Source organism: Bacillus litorisediminis (genome assembly GCF_022808645.1).
In the GTDB taxonomy this organism is placed as follows: Bacteria; Bacillota; Bacilli; order Bacillales; family JC228; genus Bacillus_BF; species Bacillus_BF litorisediminis.
On sequence record NZ_JAKZKT010000014.1, the window covers coordinates 43,097 to 62,198 of the forward strand.

General features: G+C 41.0%; 18 protein-coding genes. 13 read left to right on the forward strand and 5 right to left on the reverse strand.

Annotated features, from left to right (window positions below; translation table 11 throughout):
- The first annotated feature begins 412 nt into the window (after positions 1-412).
- Entirely contained in the window at positions 413-2,119 is a 1,707-nt protein-coding gene (locus MLE14_RS09305; protein ID WP_279326805.1) for a serine hydrolase, read from the forward strand.
- Between the two features lie 131 nt (positions 2,120-2,250).
- Here the strand turns inward: MLE14_RS09305 and MLE14_RS09310 are convergent, their stop codons facing one another.
- On the reverse strand, positions 2,251-3,177 hold the full coding sequence (locus MLE14_RS09310) for a threonine ammonia-lyase (protein ID WP_243298093.1): 927 nt from the start codon (positions 3,175-3,177) through the stop codon (positions 2,251-2,253).
- A 376-nt stretch (positions 3,178-3,553) separates the two neighbouring features.
- On the opposite strand from MLE14_RS09310, the gene pepV reads away from it, so the two are divergent.
- Together pepV and dat are read left to right on the forward strand one after the other, a co-directional pair.
- On the forward strand, positions 3,554-4,969 hold the full coding sequence (gene pepV, locus MLE14_RS09315; RefSeq protein WP_243298094.1) for a dipeptidase PepV: 1,416 nt from the start codon (positions 3,554-3,556) through the stop codon (positions 4,967-4,969).
- 14 nt (positions 4,970-4,983) lie between these two features.
- A complete protein-coding gene (dat, locus tag MLE14_RS09320) occupies positions 4,984-5,838 on the forward strand; it encodes a D-amino-acid transaminase (RefSeq protein ID WP_243298095.1) in 855 nt (284 codons plus the stop codon).
- Between the two features lie 182 nt (positions 5,839-6,020).
- On the opposite strand, the gene cysK is transcribed toward dat, so the two are convergent.
- Entirely contained in the window at positions 6,021-6,953 is a 933-nt protein-coding gene (gene cysK / locus MLE14_RS09325) for a cysteine synthase A (RefSeq protein WP_243298096.1), read from the reverse strand.
- A 161-nt stretch (positions 6,954-7,114) separates the two neighbouring features.
- Between cysK and thpR the strand changes: the two genes are divergently transcribed.
- The 4 genes from thpR to MLE14_RS09345 all read left to right on the forward strand — a co-directional run bounded on the left by thpR (position 7,115) and on the right by MLE14_RS09345 (position 10,687).
- Positions 7,115-7,666: an RNA 2',3'-cyclic phosphodiesterase gene (thpR, locus tag MLE14_RS09330; protein WP_243298097.1), complete on the forward strand. Its 552-nt coding sequence runs from the start codon at positions 7,115-7,117 to the stop codon at positions 7,664-7,666.
- 23 nt (positions 7,667-7,689) lie between these two features.
- A complete protein-coding gene (locus MLE14_RS09335) occupies positions 7,690-8,649 on the forward strand; it encodes an NERD domain-containing protein (protein WP_243298098.1) in 960 nt (319 codons plus the stop codon).
- Between the two features lie 2 nt (positions 8,650-8,651).
- A complete protein-coding gene (locus MLE14_RS09340) occupies positions 8,652-9,593 on the forward strand; it encodes a diacylglycerol/lipid kinase family protein (RefSeq protein ID WP_243298099.1) in 942 nt (313 codons plus the stop codon).
- A gap of 320 nt (positions 9,594-9,913) precedes the next feature.
- Positions 9,914-10,687, forward strand: a complete 774-nt coding sequence (locus tag MLE14_RS09345; protein ID WP_243298100.1) for a phosphotransferase — start codon at positions 9,914-9,916, stop codon at positions 10,685-10,687.
- A gap of 23 nt (positions 10,688-10,710) precedes the next feature.
- Here MLE14_RS09345 and MLE14_RS09350 read toward each other — a convergent pair whose 3' ends face one another.
- Positions 10,711-10,989, reverse strand: coding sequence for a YtzH-like family protein (locus MLE14_RS09350; RefSeq protein WP_243298101.1), 279 nt, complete (start codon positions 10,987-10,989; stop codon positions 10,711-10,713).
- A gap of 112 nt (positions 10,990-11,101) precedes the next feature.
- On the opposite strand from MLE14_RS09350, the gene trmB reads away from it, so the two are divergent.
- Positions 11,102-11,755 (forward strand): tRNA (guanosine(46)-N7)-methyltransferase TrmB, encoded by a 654-nt coding sequence (trmB, locus tag MLE14_RS09355; protein ID WP_243298102.1) that lies wholly within the window; start codon positions 11,102-11,104, stop codon positions 11,753-11,755.
- A gap of 619 nt (positions 11,756-12,374) precedes the next feature.
- Here trmB and MLE14_RS09360 read toward each other — a convergent pair.
- Positions 12,375-12,764: a hypothetical protein gene (locus MLE14_RS09360; protein ID WP_243298103.1), complete on the reverse strand. Its 390-nt coding sequence runs from the start codon at positions 12,762-12,764 to the stop codon at positions 12,375-12,377.
- Between the two features lie 189 nt (positions 12,765-12,953).
- Here MLE14_RS09360 and MLE14_RS09365 point away from each other — a divergent pair, with 189 nt between their 5' ends.
- A complete protein-coding gene (locus MLE14_RS09365) occupies positions 12,954-13,805 on the forward strand; it encodes a YtnP family quorum-quenching lactonase (RefSeq protein WP_243298104.1) in 852 nt (283 codons plus the stop codon).
- Positions 13,806-13,843: 38 nt separating this feature from the next.
- On the opposite strand, the gene MLE14_RS09370 is transcribed toward MLE14_RS09365, so the two are convergent.
- Positions 13,844-14,155, reverse strand: coding sequence for a hypothetical protein (locus tag MLE14_RS09370; RefSeq protein ID WP_243298105.1), 312 nt, complete (start codon positions 14,153-14,155; stop codon positions 13,844-13,846).
- Positions 14,156-14,310: 155 nt separating this feature from the next.
- Between MLE14_RS09370 and MLE14_RS09375 the strand changes: the two genes are divergently transcribed.
- From MLE14_RS09375 to ilvD, 4 genes are all read left to right on the forward strand, one after another.
- Positions 14,311-15,384: a M42 family metallopeptidase gene (locus MLE14_RS09375; RefSeq protein ID WP_243298106.1), complete on the forward strand. Its 1,074-nt coding sequence runs from the start codon at positions 14,311-14,313 to the stop codon at positions 15,382-15,384.
- Positions 15,385-15,456: 72 nt separating this feature from the next.
- Positions 15,457-15,975, forward strand: coding sequence for a DUF84 family protein (locus MLE14_RS09380; protein ID WP_243298107.1), 519 nt, complete (start codon positions 15,457-15,459; stop codon positions 15,973-15,975).
- Between the two features lie 503 nt (positions 15,976-16,478).
- Entirely contained in the window at positions 16,479-17,381 is a 903-nt protein-coding gene (gene ilvE, locus MLE14_RS09385; protein WP_243298108.1) for a branched-chain-amino-acid transaminase, read from the forward strand.
- Positions 17,382-17,401: 20 nt separating this feature from the next.
- Positions 17,402-19,069, forward strand: a complete 1,668-nt coding sequence (gene ilvD / locus MLE14_RS09390; protein ID WP_243298109.1) for a dihydroxy-acid dehydratase — start codon at positions 17,402-17,404, stop codon at positions 19,067-19,069.
- Positions 19,070-19,102: the final 33 nt, after the last annotated feature.

Here is a 19,102-nt window from a genome sequence, read left to right on the forward strand (position 1 = left end):
CTTATGAACTTTTTCCAAAGGCAACTCTGGCAGTCGTCCATTTCAAAACCAAGCTGTGCTATGGGTTCGCGGGCAAACATCTCCTTTTTATGAACTTTACACCTCTTATTGTAGACTTTTCTCTCTAAATTGACCAGTAATTCACAGATAATTTACAAAATGAATCGTGCTAAAGGAACGAATGTCTGGGGATCCCTTCTTTTTTCCATCTATATGATGAAGAATGATGGGATTACCCTATTTTTTTAAAATAATCGAATTTTGCAATCCCAGCCTTTGCTCCCTAATAGGGCCAAAGTAATATAAAATAATCCCTTTTTGGTTCCAACGGATTATAGACTCAACGATTTTAATATAAGTTAATAGAATTAAGATTCGAAATAAACTGACAATTTAGAGGAGGAGATAAAGTTTGAAAAGAACCCTGACGATTTCTCTATCTATTTTTCTGCTTTTTACAACATTTTTTAATCCTGCTTTCATAGTGAATGCGAACAGTCTCACATTTGATTCATCTATAGAAGTTCCGGAGAAAAAACCGCAAGCACCGACAAAAGCCCATCCGAAGTTTTCTTGGAGTAATCCCGGTCCGCTTTCACCTGTATTGCATCCAGGATCAGTTAGGGGGGCGGGCATGGTAGAAGAGCCGCTTGAAAGAATCGATGCGATCATGGAAACAATGATCACGGATGGCGTCATGCCTGGTGCGGTAACCTTTGTTGCAAGACGCGGCCATATTGTTCAGCATGAGGCATATGGATATGCCTACCAATACGAAGATGCTGAATTTACTGAAGCAGAGGATCCAATTCCCATGAAAAAAGACACAATTTTTGATTTGGCATCCATCAGCAAAATTTTTACGACAACTGCTGCGATGATTCTATTTGAAGAAGGATATTTCGAACTCGATGATCCGGTTGCTGAACATATACCGGAATTTGCGGCCAACGGAAAGGAGAAAGTTACGATTGAGCAGCTGATGACACATACATCAGGGTTCGCGCCAAGTGCTCCGGTTGCCGATGTGGAAGGAACAAGAGAAGAAAGATTGCAATACGTCCTGGAATATCCGCTCAATAATGAACCCGGAAGTACATACACCTATAGTGACCTTAATATGATTACATTAGGGATATTGGTTGAACGTTTATCTGGCAAACGCTTAGATGTATTTGTGAAAGAAGAAATTACCGAACCTCTTGGAATGAAAGATACGATGTACAATCCCCCTGAAGATCTGAAATATCGAATTGCTGCAACAGAATATCAGCCATGGACCGGCCGTGGGATTGTTTGGGGAGAAGTTCATGATGAAAAGGCGTGGGCTTTGGATGGAGTGGCAGGTCATGCAGGTGTTTTTTCTACGGCAGCAGACCTTGCCAAACTCGCACACATGTATTTGAATGAGGGAAGATACGGGAATAAGCAAATTTTACAGCCTGAAACGGTTGATTTATTGGTTGAAAATCAAATCCCCGAATTCCCGGGAGATGATCATGGTTTAGGCTGGGAACTCAATCAAATATGGTATATGGATGCACTGACAGAATCATCTACTCTCGGGCATACAGGCTACACTGGAACATCTATTGCGGTGAGCCAAAACAATGATACAATCGCCATTTTATTAACGAATCGAGTCCATCCTACAAGAAATACCGTGTCCACCAATCCGGCAAGACGTGCATTTGTTCAACAAGTTGCAGATGCAATTCCTGTTGCCATTCCTAATAAAAACGGTGCATGGTTTTCAGGGTACGGCGGAAATGTCAATAAAACATTGACTGCAGAAGTAAATCTTGACGAAGACGCAACCTTATTCTTTGATACGTGGTATCGCACAGAGAATGGATATGACATGGGTTATGTCGAGATTTCGAGTGATGGTGAAACTTGGACAGCACTAGAAGATAACTATACAGGATCAAGCGTAGATTGGATAACAAAAGAACATTCCATTCCGGCAGGAACAACCCATATCCGTTTTCGCTATGCAACCGATACCTATTATAATGGCAGGGGCTGGTATGTAACCAATGCCAAACTTGTTACCTCTTCAGGAGACTCATTGCCTTTTGAACTAAACAGTGAGGAATGGGTTTGGAGAAATTATTAATATGAATTTGGGGCTGTCTATAAAGTTAGAGTTACCTGACTTTTTAGACTGCCCCATTTTATTTTAAAAGAATAATAGGAAATATTTTTTTAAAGCAGTAAACCTAAGGATGAATAATAGATTCTTTAGGATTACCTTACATTCACATTCCCTCCTGAGATTACACAGACAATCCGCTTATCTCTTACTTTCAATTTATCAAACATGGCCGCTGCGGCGGTAACGGCACTGGAAGGCTCAATCAGCTGCTTCATCCGTTCCAGGACAAACGCTTGAGCTTCTTCTATTTCTTCTTCCTTAACCAGAACAATATCATCCACGTATTTTTGCACAATTGGAAAGGTCAAATCTCCCGGCTGACTAGTTCTTAAACCATCTGCAATGGTCGATGTTGCCGGAATGGACGTAATTTTATCATTTTTCAATGAGAGATATGTGTCATTGGCAATTTCGGGTTCAACTCCGATGACTAAAACTCTCGGGTTTGTTTCCTTAATCGCCGTTAAAATTCCCGAAATCAGCCCTCCTCCCCCGATTGGAACGACTACCATATCTACATTATCCAACTGTTCTAGAATTTCGGCTCCAATAGTACCCTGTCCTGCGATAATTAAAGGGTCATCATAAGGAGGAACAAATACCCCGTCATTCTCCTCCGCTAACGCTTTGGCGTGAGGAAGACGTTCGGCGGAAGTCCATCCACACTTTTCAAATTTTCCTCCATATGACTGGATGGCATTTAGTTTTGTATCCTTGGCATCTTCGGGTACAACAATGACCGATGGCACACCAAGTTTGGAAGCAATATAAGCAACCGCCTGACCATGGTTCCCGCTGGAAGCGGCAGTAATAAAGGTAGCTCCGTTTCGGACGGCATTTTTGACTTTATTGGTCGCGCCGCGAATTTTAAAGGATCCGGTTTTTTGCAGATGCTCGCTTTTTAAAAACATTTGATTTCCGCATATTTTGGATAGTTGAAAAGAGCTCAAGATCGGAGTTTGACAGACAACATCCGCTATCTGTTCCCGTGCAGACTGAATATCTTTCATTGTAACCATGTAGCAGGTCCTCCCCGTTAATATTAGTAGAGATCCATATATAATTGAATCCCAAGTTTGTTCCACTTTAAGAAAGTATAAAATTTTAGCAAAGCAGCAAATTCGACGCAGCTAAAATTTTTTGGAATAAAGCATCAGTGCGGGCTTGCAATCGCCGGCGCATAGACTAAAGCTAGCCCGGTTTTCTTTATTTAATTTAGAACTGCTTTTTTAATCATTATTCTTCTTGATGATCGGGGATCCCTTTTTTTAACCCTTAAAAAAAGGGAAGGCAAAGCAATAAGTTTTTAATGGTTCGTTCCCAATAGATATGGCTAAACATCTTTTCATTTGATAAGCTTACGGTATATAACATACACAAAAAAGGAGACTGGGAATGGCTACCATCAATTGGTTAGATGAAATTCTGAAACGTAAAGATGCGTTGTTAGAAGACGCATTCTGTCTGCTTTCGATTGAGAGTGTTTTAGATGAGGCTCAGGCCACAAAGGAAGCTCCGCTTGGTCAAGGCGTAAAAGAAGCTTTAGACTATATGCTTAACCTTGGTGAAAGAGATGGTTTCAACGTCAAAAATGTTGATCACGTAGCTGGTCATATTGAGTACGGAAGCGGCGAAGAAATAGTTGGAATTCTTTGTCATGTGGATGTGGTTCCTGCCGGTGAAGGCTGGACAACTCCCCCTTTTTCCCCTGAAATTCGGGATGGGAAGCTGTATGCAAGGGGAGCCATAGATGATAAAGGCCCTACAATGGCTGCCTATTACGGTTTAAAGCTAATGAAAGAATTGAATCTTCCTATTAAAAAACGGGTAAGAGTCATTATTGGGACAGATGAAGAAAGTAGATGGCGCTGCGTCAAGCGTTATTTTGAGACTGAGGAAATGCCCCAGCTCGGCTTTGCGCCGGACGCTGACTTTCCAATCATTCATGCCGAAAAAGGAATTGCCGATTTCTTTTTGGTTCAAAAAGAAACCGAAACCGTAAACGAAGGAATCAAGGTGCTTTCCTTTAAGTCTGGGCAAAGATTGAATATGGTGCCAGATCATGCCATTGTCCAAATCGAAGCTAGGGAAGAGGCATCTGCCATCCAAGCACAATTTGCAGAATTTTTACAAAAGCATCAGCTAAAAGGTCATTATTCCTATGAAGACAGCGTAATGATTTTAAAGGTAGAGGGTGAAGCGGCACATGCGATGGAACCGAATAACGGAACAAATGCCGGTCTTTATTTAAGTGCTTTTCTGGCAGAGTTAAACCTTGATGCAAAAGCAAAAGCCTATTTCCAATTTATTAAAAACTTCTTATTTCAAGATACAAGAGGACAAGCGCTTGGACTAAAATATTCGGATGACATTACGGGTGATCTGACGGTAAATGCTGGTGTATTTGAATATAATGATTCCGGTAAAGCACACATTGGCATTAATATCCGCTACCCGGTTACGTTTAGCATGGAGCAGCAATTACAGTCCCTTCAAGCTCTTTTAGAAACACATGGGTTTGGATTAGAGGATTTTAATGACTTAAAACCGCAACATGTTGAAAAGATGAGCCCGCTGATTCAAATTTTAAAAAAGGTATATGAGGAGCAAACAGGTGAAGAAGCAAAGCTTTTAACGATTGGCGGCGGTACTTACGCGAGATCCTTAAACACAGGGGTGGCATTCGGTCCGCTCTTTCCAGGCAGACCCGACGTAGCTCATCAAAAGGATGAATATATCGTCGTAGATGATATGCTAAAGGCAGCCGCTATTTATGCACAAGCCATTTTTGAGTTAGCCAATAATAATTAACGGGGGATAAAAAGATGGAAAAAGTATTATGGAACGGAAAAATTGTTAACAAAGAGGATGTTCGAATCAGTATAGATGATCGCGCCTTTCATTTTGGCGATGGTGTTTATGAAGTGGTTCGGGTTTACGATGGTGAACTCTACTTAGCAGATGGCCATATGAAACGACTCTATGACAGTGCCCGTAAAATCGGGATTCAGCTTGACATGACTCCAGACGATTTTTTAGCAAGTCTGGTTGAATTGAGAGAGGCAACAGGATTGATTGACGGCACTATTTATGTTCAAGTATCAAGAGGGGAGTGGCCTCGGAACCATGCTTTCCCAGATCAGTCTGTAGCCCCTCAAATTGTTGGATTTACGAAGCAAGCAAAAAGACCGCTTGAACAGATGAAGTCAGGTGTAAAAGCCACCATTATTGAGGATACCCGCTGGCTCCATTGTGATATCAAGAGCATTAGTTTATTAGGAAATGTGTTAGCCAAACAAAAAGCAGTAGAAGCCGGATGCTTTGAATCGATTCAGCACCGTGACGGTGTTGTGACAGAAGGAAGCTCTACGAACGTATTTATTGTGAAAGATGCAACAGTTTATACGCATCCTGCCAATCATTTGATTTTAAACGGAATTACACGGCAGCGCATTATTGAATTAGGACGCAAAGAGGGTATTAATATACGGGAAGAGGCTTTTACCACAGATCAGCTCTTACAGGCAGACGAAGTATTTGTTGCAGGTACAACAGTAGAAATCATGCCGGTCATTCAAGTCGATGATAAAAAGTATTCTGATCAGCCTGGACCTGTTACATTAAAGCTTCAAAGTTTGTTGAATGAGGATATTTCCCAGCTTGCAAGCGTTAAACATTAAGGAAAAAGAGGTTTTCTCGGGAGGGGGCAGCCCCCAGTAGAGAAAACCTCTTTTTTGGTATATTTTCCAGTGGGAAACAAACTCCAAAATAAAACAGGATTACGCCAAAGACATGATCCTGTTTCGTTAAATATACTTCTTTTCACGTACTTAAGTTTTTGAAACTTTGCCTCCGCTTTTACTTATTCAAATTGAAACAAATCACTGGATAGGTATCTTTCACCTGTATCAGGTGCGATGGAAATCACAACCTCATCTGGCGTTAACGTTCTAGCCACTTCAATAGCCGCATAGCATGATGCTCCAGCAGACGGCCCAACGAGGATCCCTTCCTTTTGAGCCAGATTCCTAGCGATCTTATACGCATCCTCGTCTTGAATTTGGTGAATTTGATCATAGACCTTTTGGTTTAATATCGGGGGAATAAACCCTGGACTAGTCCCAACGAGTTTGTGTTTACCGGGTTTTCCTCCAGATAGTACAGGTGATCCGGCCGGCTCTACCACGTGAACTTTTAAGTCTGGGAAGTGTTCCTTTAAGACTTCGCCAGTTCCAGTAATCGTTCCGCCTGTTCCAGAAGTTGCGACAAATGCCGCTAAAGGTTTTTCAAGCTGTTTCATTGCTTCAATAATTTCTATAGCAGTTGAATGGCGATGGGCTTCAGGGTTTGCTTCATTTTCAAACTGCATGGGGATGAAACTGTTAGGAACCTTCTTCGCTAATTCCTCTGCCTTTTTAATAGCTCCAGGCATTTTTTCATCAGAAGGGGTAAGCACAACTTTTGCACCATAGGCTTTTAATAAATTTATCCGTTCCTTTGTCGCGTTATCAGGCATCACAAGAATCGCATTATAGCCTCTTGCCGCAGCATTCATCGCTAAGCCGATTCCTGTATTTCCGCTGGTTGGTTCAATAATCGTAGCCCCTTGCTTTAAAAGTCCGGCTTGCTCCGCCTGTATAATCATTTCAAAGGCCGCCCTGTCTTTTACACTTCGGCTCGGATTAAAGTATTCAAGCTTTACATATACATCGGCTCCATTTGGAGGATTAATTTTATTTAACTTTACCAAGGGGGTATCTCCGATTAAATCCGCGATATTTTCCACAATCCTCATGCTGCTTTCATCCTCTCTTTATTCGGTCTAAACTCGACCATCCCTACTTTTTATCTTACTAATCGAAAGGAATGGAAGCAAATGGTGTACACTATCTTTAGAAAATTGCCTTTTAAACAGTCTTTGCCATTGATAAAATATAAGAACTGGAAGTGACAAAAATGTCTCATCATTATTTTTTTGCGGTCCCTCTCCCGCCTCAAACCAAAAGAGTGATTAAAGAAACATGTGAGAAAATTTCAGAATTCCTCCCTTTCCATAAATGGGTTCATGAGGAGGATTATCACATTACATTAGCCTTTTTGGGCGCAGCGGAGCTAACCAAGGTTAAAGAGGCCATTGAAGATATGACGTCTCCCTTGCAGCTGATGTCTCCTTTTTCTTTGCAGCTTGATTCTTTTGGTACATTCGGACGATTATCCCACCCGAGAATTTTTTGGGTCGGTGTAGAAAAAAATGAACTTCTTCATCAAACAAGATCGATTGTGTTTAATAGCTGTACCAAGGTTGGATTCGAATTGGAAACAAGGCCGTTTTCCCCGCATATTACGGTTGCGAGAAAGTGGAAGGGTGCCGAAAATTTTCATTCACATCTTTTAAAAGAGGTGGAACTGTCCGATAATTTTATTGTAGACCGAGTTGTTTTATATCAGACTCATTTAGATCGTACACCAAAATACGAAGCAGTAGAGACCATTTTATTGAATCAATAAAAGATAGTAAAGGGGGAGGACGAATGGCTCAACTTATTAAGCTTTCTGACTATATTTCTCGATATGAGCAGGATGCATATAGTTATCCCTCCCGTTTTATTCGTTTGAAAAAAAAGCAGTGGGAACGTTTGTTGGACCGCTGGAAGAATGAGCAGCTGATGCCAAGTTTTTACGAAGCGGAAGCGATTTCTGAAAAGCGGAATACAGCTTCTTTCTTTTCAAAGATATCTTTGAAATTCAGCAGAAAAAAAACAAAGTTAGATGTCTTGAGATCAGAGGAACTCGAATGGAATCAAAATCATCATGATGAGGAATCGGCTTTGGATCCTTTTAAGAACTCATCCATCCAGCAAGCCCGTACGGAAGAAGAACTCAAACAGTATTTTTTAGATCATCTATTTCGGCTTCAAATAAAGTGGGCAAGCTCGACGTTAACAAGTCAATCGTTCCCGGATCATAAATATTCAACTGATGCCAATTTAAAATATTTGCTTCAGCGTTTTCCTGATCATTGTCTAGTCCTCTATCATCCTATTTTTCTTTTGAAAAAAGCACCATTTGAAAGTGAAACACTTATAATTACTCCAACTGCTATTTGGTGCATTTCCTTTTTGGAAGAGGAAGAAAATGCTGTTTTTGTGGGATCAAAAGAGCATTTTTGGGTGAAAAAAGGAGCCGAAAAGGAAAAGAAAATCCTCAATCCGTTAGTTGGACTGGACCGAACAGAGAAGGTGGTAAAAGAACTTCTGACAAAACAAGGAAGTTTGTTTCCAATCAAAAAAGCAGTTTTATGCCGGAATGGATACCTTGACTATCCATCGGCACCGTTCGGAGTTGATTTGATTGAAAAAAGAAACTACCCGGAATGGTTTGAAAAAATGAGAAGTGAAAGAGCCCCGATTAAATCTGAGCAGCTCAAGGCTGCAAAAGTATTGCTGGATACCGTCCAATCGATTTACTCAAATCGGGTCGAATGGAGTTAAATATGGGGAATTCTTTTGTCTTTATCGTAAATCCAAACGCAAAAAGCGGCCAAAGCCAATATGTATGGAAACGAGTAGAATCCATTTTGCGGGAAAAAGGGATCGAATATGAAGTTTTTCAAACTGCTGCACCAGAACATGCTAGAAAACTAGTAAAAACAGTTTTTAAACGCTCGGACTTTAACGGGATTATTGTGGCAGTAGGCGGTGATGGTACGATTCATGAAGTTATAAATGGGATTGAATCCAATCATTTTCCTGTTACTTGTTTACCGGTTGGAAGCGGCAGTGATTTTGCAAGGGGTTTTCAGATTCCGCGAAAAGGTAAGAATTTTTATGATTGGCTAATCGATTCCAGATATTCACTAGATACTATTGATTTAGGAATCTTTCAAACTGAAACTAGTGAGGGAAAATTTGTTAATAATATTGGCTGCGGCTTTGATGCTGTTATTGCCGGCAGTGTGAATGCGTCTCCCATTAAAAAATGGCTTAATAAATGGAAAGTCGGAAAGCTGGTTTATGTTTTCTTTTTGATCAGACATTTATTTTCATTTAAGCCGACGAGCGCAGATATACTAGTGGATGGACAAAAAAATATCTTTGAAAACGTTTGGTTTCTCACTATTTCCAATCACCCATATTTTGGCGGCGGCATGAAGATTTCACCATTTTCTCATCCCGGTGATGGTGTTTTTGAGATCACAGTCGTTCATAATCTTCCGCGCTGGAAATTTTTATTTCTTTTTATTACGGTTTTTTGGGGCGGGCATACGAAATTAAAAGAAGTCACTTTGCTAAAGGGACAAGAATATGTTATTGAAACAAAGGAACCTCAGCCAATCCATGCCGACGGGGAGATTGTAGGGGAAGGCTCTTTCCGCGTGCAAATTGAAAAAGCAGGTCTGAACATCGTAAAACCTTTGAAGGAGCCCTTGACTTAAAAAAGGGAACGGTTATACAATCAAAAAGACTGTCTTTTTCGATACTGGATGGGTACATAGAAAAAGGCACATATTTTACACGTTTAAGAAAGATAAAATTTTAGCAAAGCAGTAAATACGACATAGTTAAGATTTTTAGGAATAAAGTAAGAAGGCCAGGATGGCGAGTTCGAGCGATGCATTAGGACGGAGCGCTTCGAGCGTGATAAGTTGAGGGTTTGCAAGTCGCCTGAGCCAAAAGGGTCGGCGCAAGCCAAGTTTTCTTTAGCTGTTGAAATTAAAGGTCAGGCAACACCTTTGAATAACGTAGGTGAACAGAAGTGGAACATTTATTTGATCATAATTGGGAAATAGAGCCTGCCGGCGGAGCAACCGGAGAGGCCTTTTTTGCCCACAGCAAGGAGCAAAAGCTTTTCTTAAAACGAAATTCTTCACCATTTTTAGCGGTTTTATCTGCTGAAGGGATTGTTCCCAAGCTCGTATGGACAAAAAGGCTTGAAAATGGAGATGTGATAACTGCTCAGCATTGGATCCACGGCCGGGTTTTAGAAGCAGCCGATATGAAAAAAGAAGAAGTCGCTAAGCTTTTGCGCAAGATTCATCAGTCAAAAGCGCTATTAACGATGCTAAAAAGACTGGGAAAAACACCGCTTAATCCAGAGAAAATGCTGATGGAATTGATCTTAAGGCTAAGCCCAGACCTGCAAGCTTCCCCGGTCGTTCAGGAATCCTTAGCTTATTTAAAAGCGGAAGTAAAATATATTTCCCATTCCGAATATGTGGTGTGTCACAGTGATGTAAATCATCACAATTGGATGCTGTCTGCAGAAAATGAACTATATCTGATAGATTGGGATGGAGCATTAATTGGAGATCCAGCCATCGACTTAGGCTCACTTCTTTATTGGTATATTCCAGAAGCAAAGTGGGGAGAGTGGCTTGAGCAATATGGAATCCCGTTAACAGATCATTTAAAACTTAGAATGAAATGGTATGTAATTGCCCAAACCCTTCAAACCATTCAATGGTTAAAAAACAAGAAAAATTTAGATGAAGCAGATTACTGGCTTCGATATTTAAATGCTGTTTTGTAAGTTTTATTCATTAACCGGTAATATTAATATAAATCATTTATATCTTCTACCCACTGTGCCAGCTTAGGCTGATAAGTGGTAATGTGGCTTTCAAGATTAGAAGACTGAATTCCTTCCTGGCTGTAACTATAAATATCTTGCAGCAGAGCCATTACATTGCCATCGAGGTTATGCTGAGCCATTAAAGATTTAACCAAGCGTTCTACCTGTTCACATTCTGTGACAGACCCGCAGCAATCTTCTGTGTGGTTTGACAATATATCTTTTAGCAAGTTGATTTGATCTAGTCTGTTTAGTGGCATACTAAGGACATTCCTTCCTTTTAGGATTCACATATAGATTGTGAATTCTTTTTTATTTTATACTTCGGCATAAATTGACAGATGCTTATATAGAAATTAGAGGTGATCGTATATGAGAATGAGAAACAAGCCTTGGGCAAAGGAAAAAATGATGGAATATCCTCAATATGTGATTCAAAATCCAGAAAAGCACCGGGGGAAATGGCAAGAGCTTTTTGCGCAGGAAGCTCCCTTGCATCTTGAGATAGGAACTGGTAAAGGCCGTTTTATTACGGAAATGGCAAAAGCCCATCCGAATATTAATTTTATTGGAATTGAGCTTTCAGACAGTGTTCTGGTTACCGCCTTGGACCGTGTAATCGAGGCTGAGCTTACAAATTTGAAGCTTTTAAATGTAAATGCCAAAAATCTGCCTCAATATTTTGAAGAGGGGGAAGTTGACCGCATTTATTTAAACTTCTCTGATCCTTGGCCAAAAACGCGCCACGAAAAGAGGAGATTAACGTATAAAGATTTTCTCGCACTTTATGAAGCTATTTTAAAACCGAATGGAGAAATTCATTTCAAAACAGATAACCAAGGTCTTTTTGAGTATTCATTAGTGAGCTTTTCCCACTACGGATTACTTTTAAATAATGTGAGCTTGGATCTTCATAATAGTGGCATGGAAGGCAATATTATGACGGAATACGAAGAAAAATTTTCGGGAAAAGGAAACAGGATTTACCGCTGTGAAGTTCAGTTTCCTAAAAAAGAGCGAGCGTGACTCATTGGGGAGTCAGGCTCTTTTTTGTTGTTTACTAGCAAATTACAAAATTCCTGATTTGTGGATAATTGTTCGATAAAATGTTCTTTTTGTTTTTAGGTAGAATAGGCATGTGATTCGGACACAGATGGCTGGGAATTCCGCAAAGCTGTCCGAATAGGCCCGTGATTCGGACACGAATGGCTGGGAAATCCGTACAGCTGTCTGAATAGGCCTGTGATTCGGACACGATTAGCTGGAAATTCCGCAAAGCTGTCCGAATAGGCCCGTGATTCGGACACGAATGGCTGGGAAATCCGTACAGCTGTCCGAATAGGCCTGTGATTCGGACACGATTAGCTGGGAATTCCGCAAAGCTGTCCGAATAGGCCCGTGATTCGGACACAGATGGCTTTGAATTCCGTACAGCTGTCAGAATAAGCCCGTGATTCGGACACGAATGGCTGGAAATTCCGCAAAGCTGTCCGAATAGGCCTGTGATTCGGACACGATTAGCTGGGAAATCCGCAAAGCTGTCAGAATAAGCCTGTGATTCGGACACGAATGGCTGGAAATTCCGCAAAGCTGTCAGAATAGGCCTGTGATTCGGACACGATTAGCTGGGAATTCCGCAAAGCTGTCAGAATAGGCCCGTGATTTGGACACGAATGGCTGGAAATTCCGCAAAGCTGTCCGAATAGGCCTGTGATTCGGACACGATTAGCTGGGAAATCCGCAAAGCTGTCAGAATAAGCCTGTGATTCGGACACGAATGACTGGAAATTCCGCAAAGCTGTCCGAATAGGTCCGTGATTCTGACACAGATGGCTGGAAATTCCGCAAAGCTGTCAGAATAGGCCCGTGATTTGGACACCAATGGCTGGGAATCCCGTACAGCTGTCAGAATAAGCCTGTGATTCGGACACAAATGGCTGGACATTCCGCAAAGCTGTCCGAATAGGCCTGTGATTCGGACACGATTAGCTGGGAAATCCGCAAAGCTGTCAGAATAAGCCCGTGATTCGGACACGATTAGCTGGGAATTCCGTACAGCTGTCAGAATAATTTTAAGTAAATGTCTAATGTTTTTAGGTAATTTATGATTGGTTCTTTGAGTTCAGAACGTTGTCCTATACACTAGTCACTCCGTTTTTTAAAAATTTTAAAAATAATAGGTTAAATGGTAAAATGATGAAAAGGGAAGGAAAGGAGAATACACATGGAGAATCTGCAATTCGGTTCGTATACATTAACATGGTTAAATGGCGGAGTAACTCATATGGATGGCGGAGCTATGTTTGGCGTTGTTCCAAAACCATTATGGTCAAAAAAATATACAGTTAATGAAAAAAACCAAATCGAACTTCGGACCGATCCAATTCTGGTTCAGGACGGGAAACAAAATATTTTAATTGAAGCGGGAATTGGCAATGGAAGGCTTTCTGAAAAACAAATGCGAAATTACGGGGTTACAGAGGAGTCTGCGATTGATCAATCATTAGCGGAATTAGGTCTTACGAAGGCAGATATTGATACAGTGATCATGACGCATATGCACTTTGACCATGCAACGGGTCTGACAGATTTGAACGATGGAAAACTCGTTTCAGCTTTTCCGAATGCAATTATTTATACATCACAAGTGGAATGGGATGAAATGAGAAATCCAAACATTCGCTCTCGCAACACATATTGGAAGGAAAATTGGGAGACGATTGAGAAGCAAGTCGTTACATTTAACGGCGAGTTAGAGGTAGCTCCAGGAATCAGGATGATTCATACTGGAGGTCATAGTGATGGGCATTCCATTGTTCTTTTTGAACAGGGAGACGACATTATGCTCCACATGGCAGACTTAATGCCGACACATGCACATGATAATGTACTCTGGGTCCTAGCCTACGATGATTACCCGATGACTTCGATTAAGGAAAAGCAAAAATATATTACATACGGAAAAGAAAAGCAGGCATGGTTTATTTTTTATCATGATGCGGATTTTCGGGCAATCCGTTTTAATACAAGCGGCGAAATTATTGAAAGTATTAAGAGAGAAAAAGGGAAAAAATAAAACATAAAAGAAAATACCACTGTTTTATACAGTGGTTTCTATAATACATAGGTTTCTAAGACAAGCCCTGTTTTAGCATCGGCGATAAATTCCCATTGTTCCGTGTGGGTAGCTAAATTGCGAGTAATTCCCCCTTTATAAACTGTATAAGTAAAGGGGCCTTTTGCATAGCTTTGGGTTTTCATTTCAATCCACGAGCCGCTAATTGGCCCATTCTTTTTAAACTGGCTTTTTACTTTATGTAAAACATTTTCTGGCTGTTTGAACGTAGAAGCAGCGAGCGGCTTTTGCAGTAGAGCTGCGGCTGCAACTCCCGTAATTAAGCCGAAAAAGAAAGATTTTGCATTCATGCCATGCACCTCCTTTTATAGTATACCTTACTTTAATTGACACTACTAATACCTAACATATTCCTAGCAACATGTAAAAATTTTCAGTACAATATACGGGTACATATTTTCTGAGAATGTTTTTAATTTATGATTAAAAGTGGGAGGGATAATTTGTGAATCAGGAAACATTGCAATTATTTAAAACGTTAACTGAGCTCCCAGGTGCACCGGGTAATGAGCATGCTGTCAGAGCTTTTATGAAAGAGCAATTAAGCCTTTATGCTGATGAAGTTGTACAAGATCGGCTGGGAGGAGTTTTTGGGGTTAAAAGAGGAAATACATCAGGACCCACTGTAATGGTAGCCGGACATATGGATGAAGTTGGATTTATGGTGACGAGCATTACGAAAAATGGAATGATTCGCTTTCAGCCGCTGGGAGGCTGGTGGAGTCAGGTGCTGCTTGCCCAACGGGTGCAAGTCATTACAAATGATGGTCCTGTATATGGTGTAATTGCTTCAATCCCTCCACATCTTCTTAGTGATGAGCAGAGGAAAAAACCGATGGATATTAAAAATATGCTGATTGATGTCGGCGCTGATTCCAAAGAGGATGCTGAACAAATTGGAATAAAACCGGGTCAGCAGATAGTACCAGTTTGCGACTTTACTCCATTAGCCAACCCCAAAAAAATTATGGCAAAGGCTTGGGATAACCGCTATGGCTGCGGCCTGTCAATCGAATTATTAAAAGAACTTAAGGGTGAAACAATTCCTAATATTTTATATTCCGGGGCGACTGTCCAAGAAGAAGTAGGACTAAGAGGGGCGCAAACGGCTGCGAATATGATTAAGCCGGATATATTCTTTGCACTTGACGCAAGTCCGGCCAACGATGCCTCTGGTGATGAGAACGAATTTGGTCAGCTCGGCAAAGGGACCTTATTGCGTATTTATGACCGCTCCATGGTTACACATCGGGGGATGAGGGAGTTTGTCTTAGATATGGCTGAGACTCATTCGATTCCTTATCAATATTTTATTTCGCAAGGCGGAACTGATGCGGGAAGAGTGCATACGTCGAATGAAGGAGTACCGAGTGCTGTGATTGGAATATGTTCACGATATATTCATACACATGCGGCCATTGTCCATGTGGATGATTATGCAGCGGCTAAAGAATTATTGGTTAAATTAGTAAAGGCATGTGATCAAACAACGGTTGAAAGTATCCGAAATCAAAGCTGATAGTAGAAGGGCGGGATAAGATTCCCGTCTTTTCCGTTTTAACAAAATGAACATTGCAAAAGGAGATTCGCGATGAAAGTGGCAGTCGGTTCTAGTAATCCTGCAAAGATAGGAGCTGTACAAAAAGTATTGGAGCAGTTTCAAGCTGACGTCATAGGTGTCGATGTTCCTTCTGGTGTGTCCGATCAGCCTTTTTCCGATCAGGAAACCTTGCAAGGTGCTATAGAAAGAGCCAAAAATGCAAAGAATGAGACAAAAGCAGATATCGGCATTGGCCTAGAAGGGGGAGTTTACGAACAGGGCGATCAGCTCTATGTCTGTAATTGGGGGGCTTTATGCTGGGATGGCGGTATCCTGACGGCAGGCGGTGCGAGAATTCCTCTGCCTGATGCGATTGCTGTAAAGCTTCGTGAAGGGCAAGAACTCGGCCCGGTTATGGATGAATATACGCAAGAAAAAGGAATTCGCTATTCAAAAGGGGCTGTTGGTGTCTTTACATCAGCATGGGTAACCCGGGAGGAAATGTTTGAACAAGTTGTGAAACTGTTAGTTGGCCAATATATATTTTTGAAAAAACAAGAAAATCATTAGCTGAAATCTGACAAATTTAGAGCAATATATCAATAGGCACTTATTCTCAAAAACAAAAATAAACCAAAAGGACTATGGATTGTTCCATGGTCTTTTTTTTATTTGATATCGTTTTTTTTTTAACGAAAGACCCAACAATTAAAAATCCGCAGGTCCCGATTATATCCGGCTTAATTGACAACTTGGTCCGTAAATAGGAGGAATAATCGCCAAAATCTTTATTTCGATTGACTGAACTTAGCGAAAACCCTTTACAAAAAATAAATAAAAAAAGACAAAAAATTTTAAAAGGCGAAGAAGCTTGATTTAAAAACATTGTAAGCGCTTCCTATTTTCCTGATAAATCTAAATAGTCAAAAAACTGCAAAAAAGGGTGTTGACCTATCAAAAAAACGAGCGTAATATATTGCCAAACAGAACAATCACTTTACAGTGTTAAAGGTTCATAAAGCCGATTTGTATAAGCTGATTAGATGAAAAATATATCGAAGGGAGCGATTGACATGAGCGAACAATGGATTTATTTAAACGGCCAATTCGTAAGAAAGGAAGAGGCGGTTATATCCGTGTACGATCACGGATTTTTATACGGAGATGGGGTGTTTGAAGGGATTAGGATGTATGACGGCAATGTGTTTCGCTTACAAGAGCATGTTGATCGCCTCTACAATTCAGCGAAGTCTATTATGTTAAACATCCCATTAACGAAAGATGAAATGACTGAAGTGATTGCAGAAACTTTAAGGAAAAATCAATTTGTGGATGCGTATATCCGGGTTGTTGTTTCAAGAGGTGTCGGTAACTTAGGTTTAGACCCATCCACTTGTGCCAGGCCACAAGTCATAATCATTGCAGAACAGCTTTCCCTATTTCCAAAAAGTCTTTATGAAAAAGGGATTGACATCATTACAGTTGCAACAAGAAGAAATCGGTCTGATGTACTATCTCCAAAGGTAAAATCATTAAACTATTTAAATAATATTCTAGTAAGAATTGAAGCCAACATTGCGGGCGCGAGCGAAGCGCTAATGTTAAACGACCAAGGTTATGTGGCTGAAGCTTCAGGTGAAAATATTTTTATCGTCAAAGGAAATACCCTCTTAACACCTCCCGGATATGTTGGGGCGTTAGAAGGTGTTACCCGAAATGCAATTATTGAAATTGGGCAGCAGCTGGGCTTTGATGTACGTGAAGAAATATTTACTAGACATGATGTCTATGTCGCTGACGAAGTGTTCTTAACCGGATCAGCAGCTGAGGTCATACCGGTAGTTAAGGTTGATGGCAGAGAAATAAGTGGTGGAAAACCTGGATTTATTACCGGCCAACTTCTTGAAGCTTTCAGAAAAAAGGTAGTCGAAGATGGATACAAGGTTTATACACATGAAGATGTTCAAGCAGGATAATAATTGCTGGAGGAGATTCGATGCGTAGTGACATGATAAAGGTCGGCATTGACCGGGCTCCCCACCGAAGTTTGCTGTATGCTACGGGAGTAAAAACACACGACTTAGATAAACCATTTATCGGAATCTGTAATTCATATATTGATATCATTCCCGGCCATGTGCATTTGAAGGCCTTTGCCGAAGTTGTCAAAGAAGCGATTCGGGAAGCGGGAGGCATTCCATTTGAATTTAATACCATTGGGGTTGATGATGGAATCGCAATGGGACATATCGGAATGAGGTATTCCTTGCCAAGCCGAGAGTTAATTGCGGATTCAGCAGAAACAGTTATTAATGCTCATTGGTTTGATGGAGTGTTCTATATACCTAACTGTGACAAGATTACACCTGGCATGTTAATGGCGGCAGTAAGAACGAATGTGCCTTCTGTGTTTGTTTCAGGCGGTCCGATGGAAGGGGGAAGATCCTCTTCGGGCAAACCACTTTCTCTCGTTTCGGTGTTTGAAGGTGTTGGAGCCCTTCAGGCTGGGAAAATGACAAAAGAAGAACTGCTCGATATCGAGCAAAATGCGTGTCCAACCTGCGGATCCTGTTCAGGAATGTTTACTGCGAATTCGATGAACTCACTTATGGAAATGCTCGGTTTGGCATTACCCGGAAATGGAACGATTGTTGCAACATCTGAGCAACGATATGAATTAGTTCGGGAAGCTGCACGTCACCTTATTCACATGGTTAAAAATGATATCAAGCCAAGAGATATTGTTACGAAAGAGGCAATTGATGATGCATTTGCGCTAGATATGGCAATGGGAGGCTCCACGAATACTGTATTACATACTTTAGCCATAGCAAATGAAGCCGGAATTGATTATGACCTCAATAGAATCAATGAAATAGCCCAAAAAGTGCCATACTTGGCTAAAATCAGCCCGGCTTCTGACTATACAATGGATGATGTTCACCGTGCAGGCGGGATTAGCGCCATCATCAAAGAACTATGCAGGATAGAAGGCTTAATTCATAAGGACCGGATTACCGTTACTGGCCAAACCATCTCTGAATTAGTTGAGCCTTATGATATAAAAAATGACGAAGTGATCCGGAGGCTGGAAAATCCCTACAGTCCTGTAGGGGGATTATCCGTTTTGTATGGAAATTTAGCTCCTGATGGCGGCGTTATTAAAGTAGGGGCTGTGGACCCATCGATCAAAACCTTTATGGGAGAAGCCATTATTTTTAACTCTCAGGAAGAAGCCCAAAAAGGAATTGATGAGGGTCTCGTAAAAGAAGGGCATGTTGTAGTCATCCGTTATGAAGGTCCAAAAGGCGGACCTGGAATGCCTGAGATGCTCGCACCCACCGCAAGTATTGTCGGCCGCGGCTTAGGAACAAAGGTTGCTCTAATTACAGACGGCCGCTTTTCAGGTGCAACAAGAGGGATTTCAATCGGCCATATCTCTCCTGAGGCAGCAGAAGGAGGACCGATTGCTCTTTTAGAAAACGGCGACCCGATTTTAATTGACTTGACCAACAGAAGAATTAACGTGCTCTTAACTGAAGAAGAACTTGAAAATCGCAAAAAGAACTGGGTACCGCCTGAACCAAAGATTAAACGCGGTTACTTAGCGCGATACTCAAAATTAGTAACGTCCGCAAGTACAGGCGGTATTTTGAAAATTTAATCCAGATAAATCGCTGACGAGGCAAAAGTGATT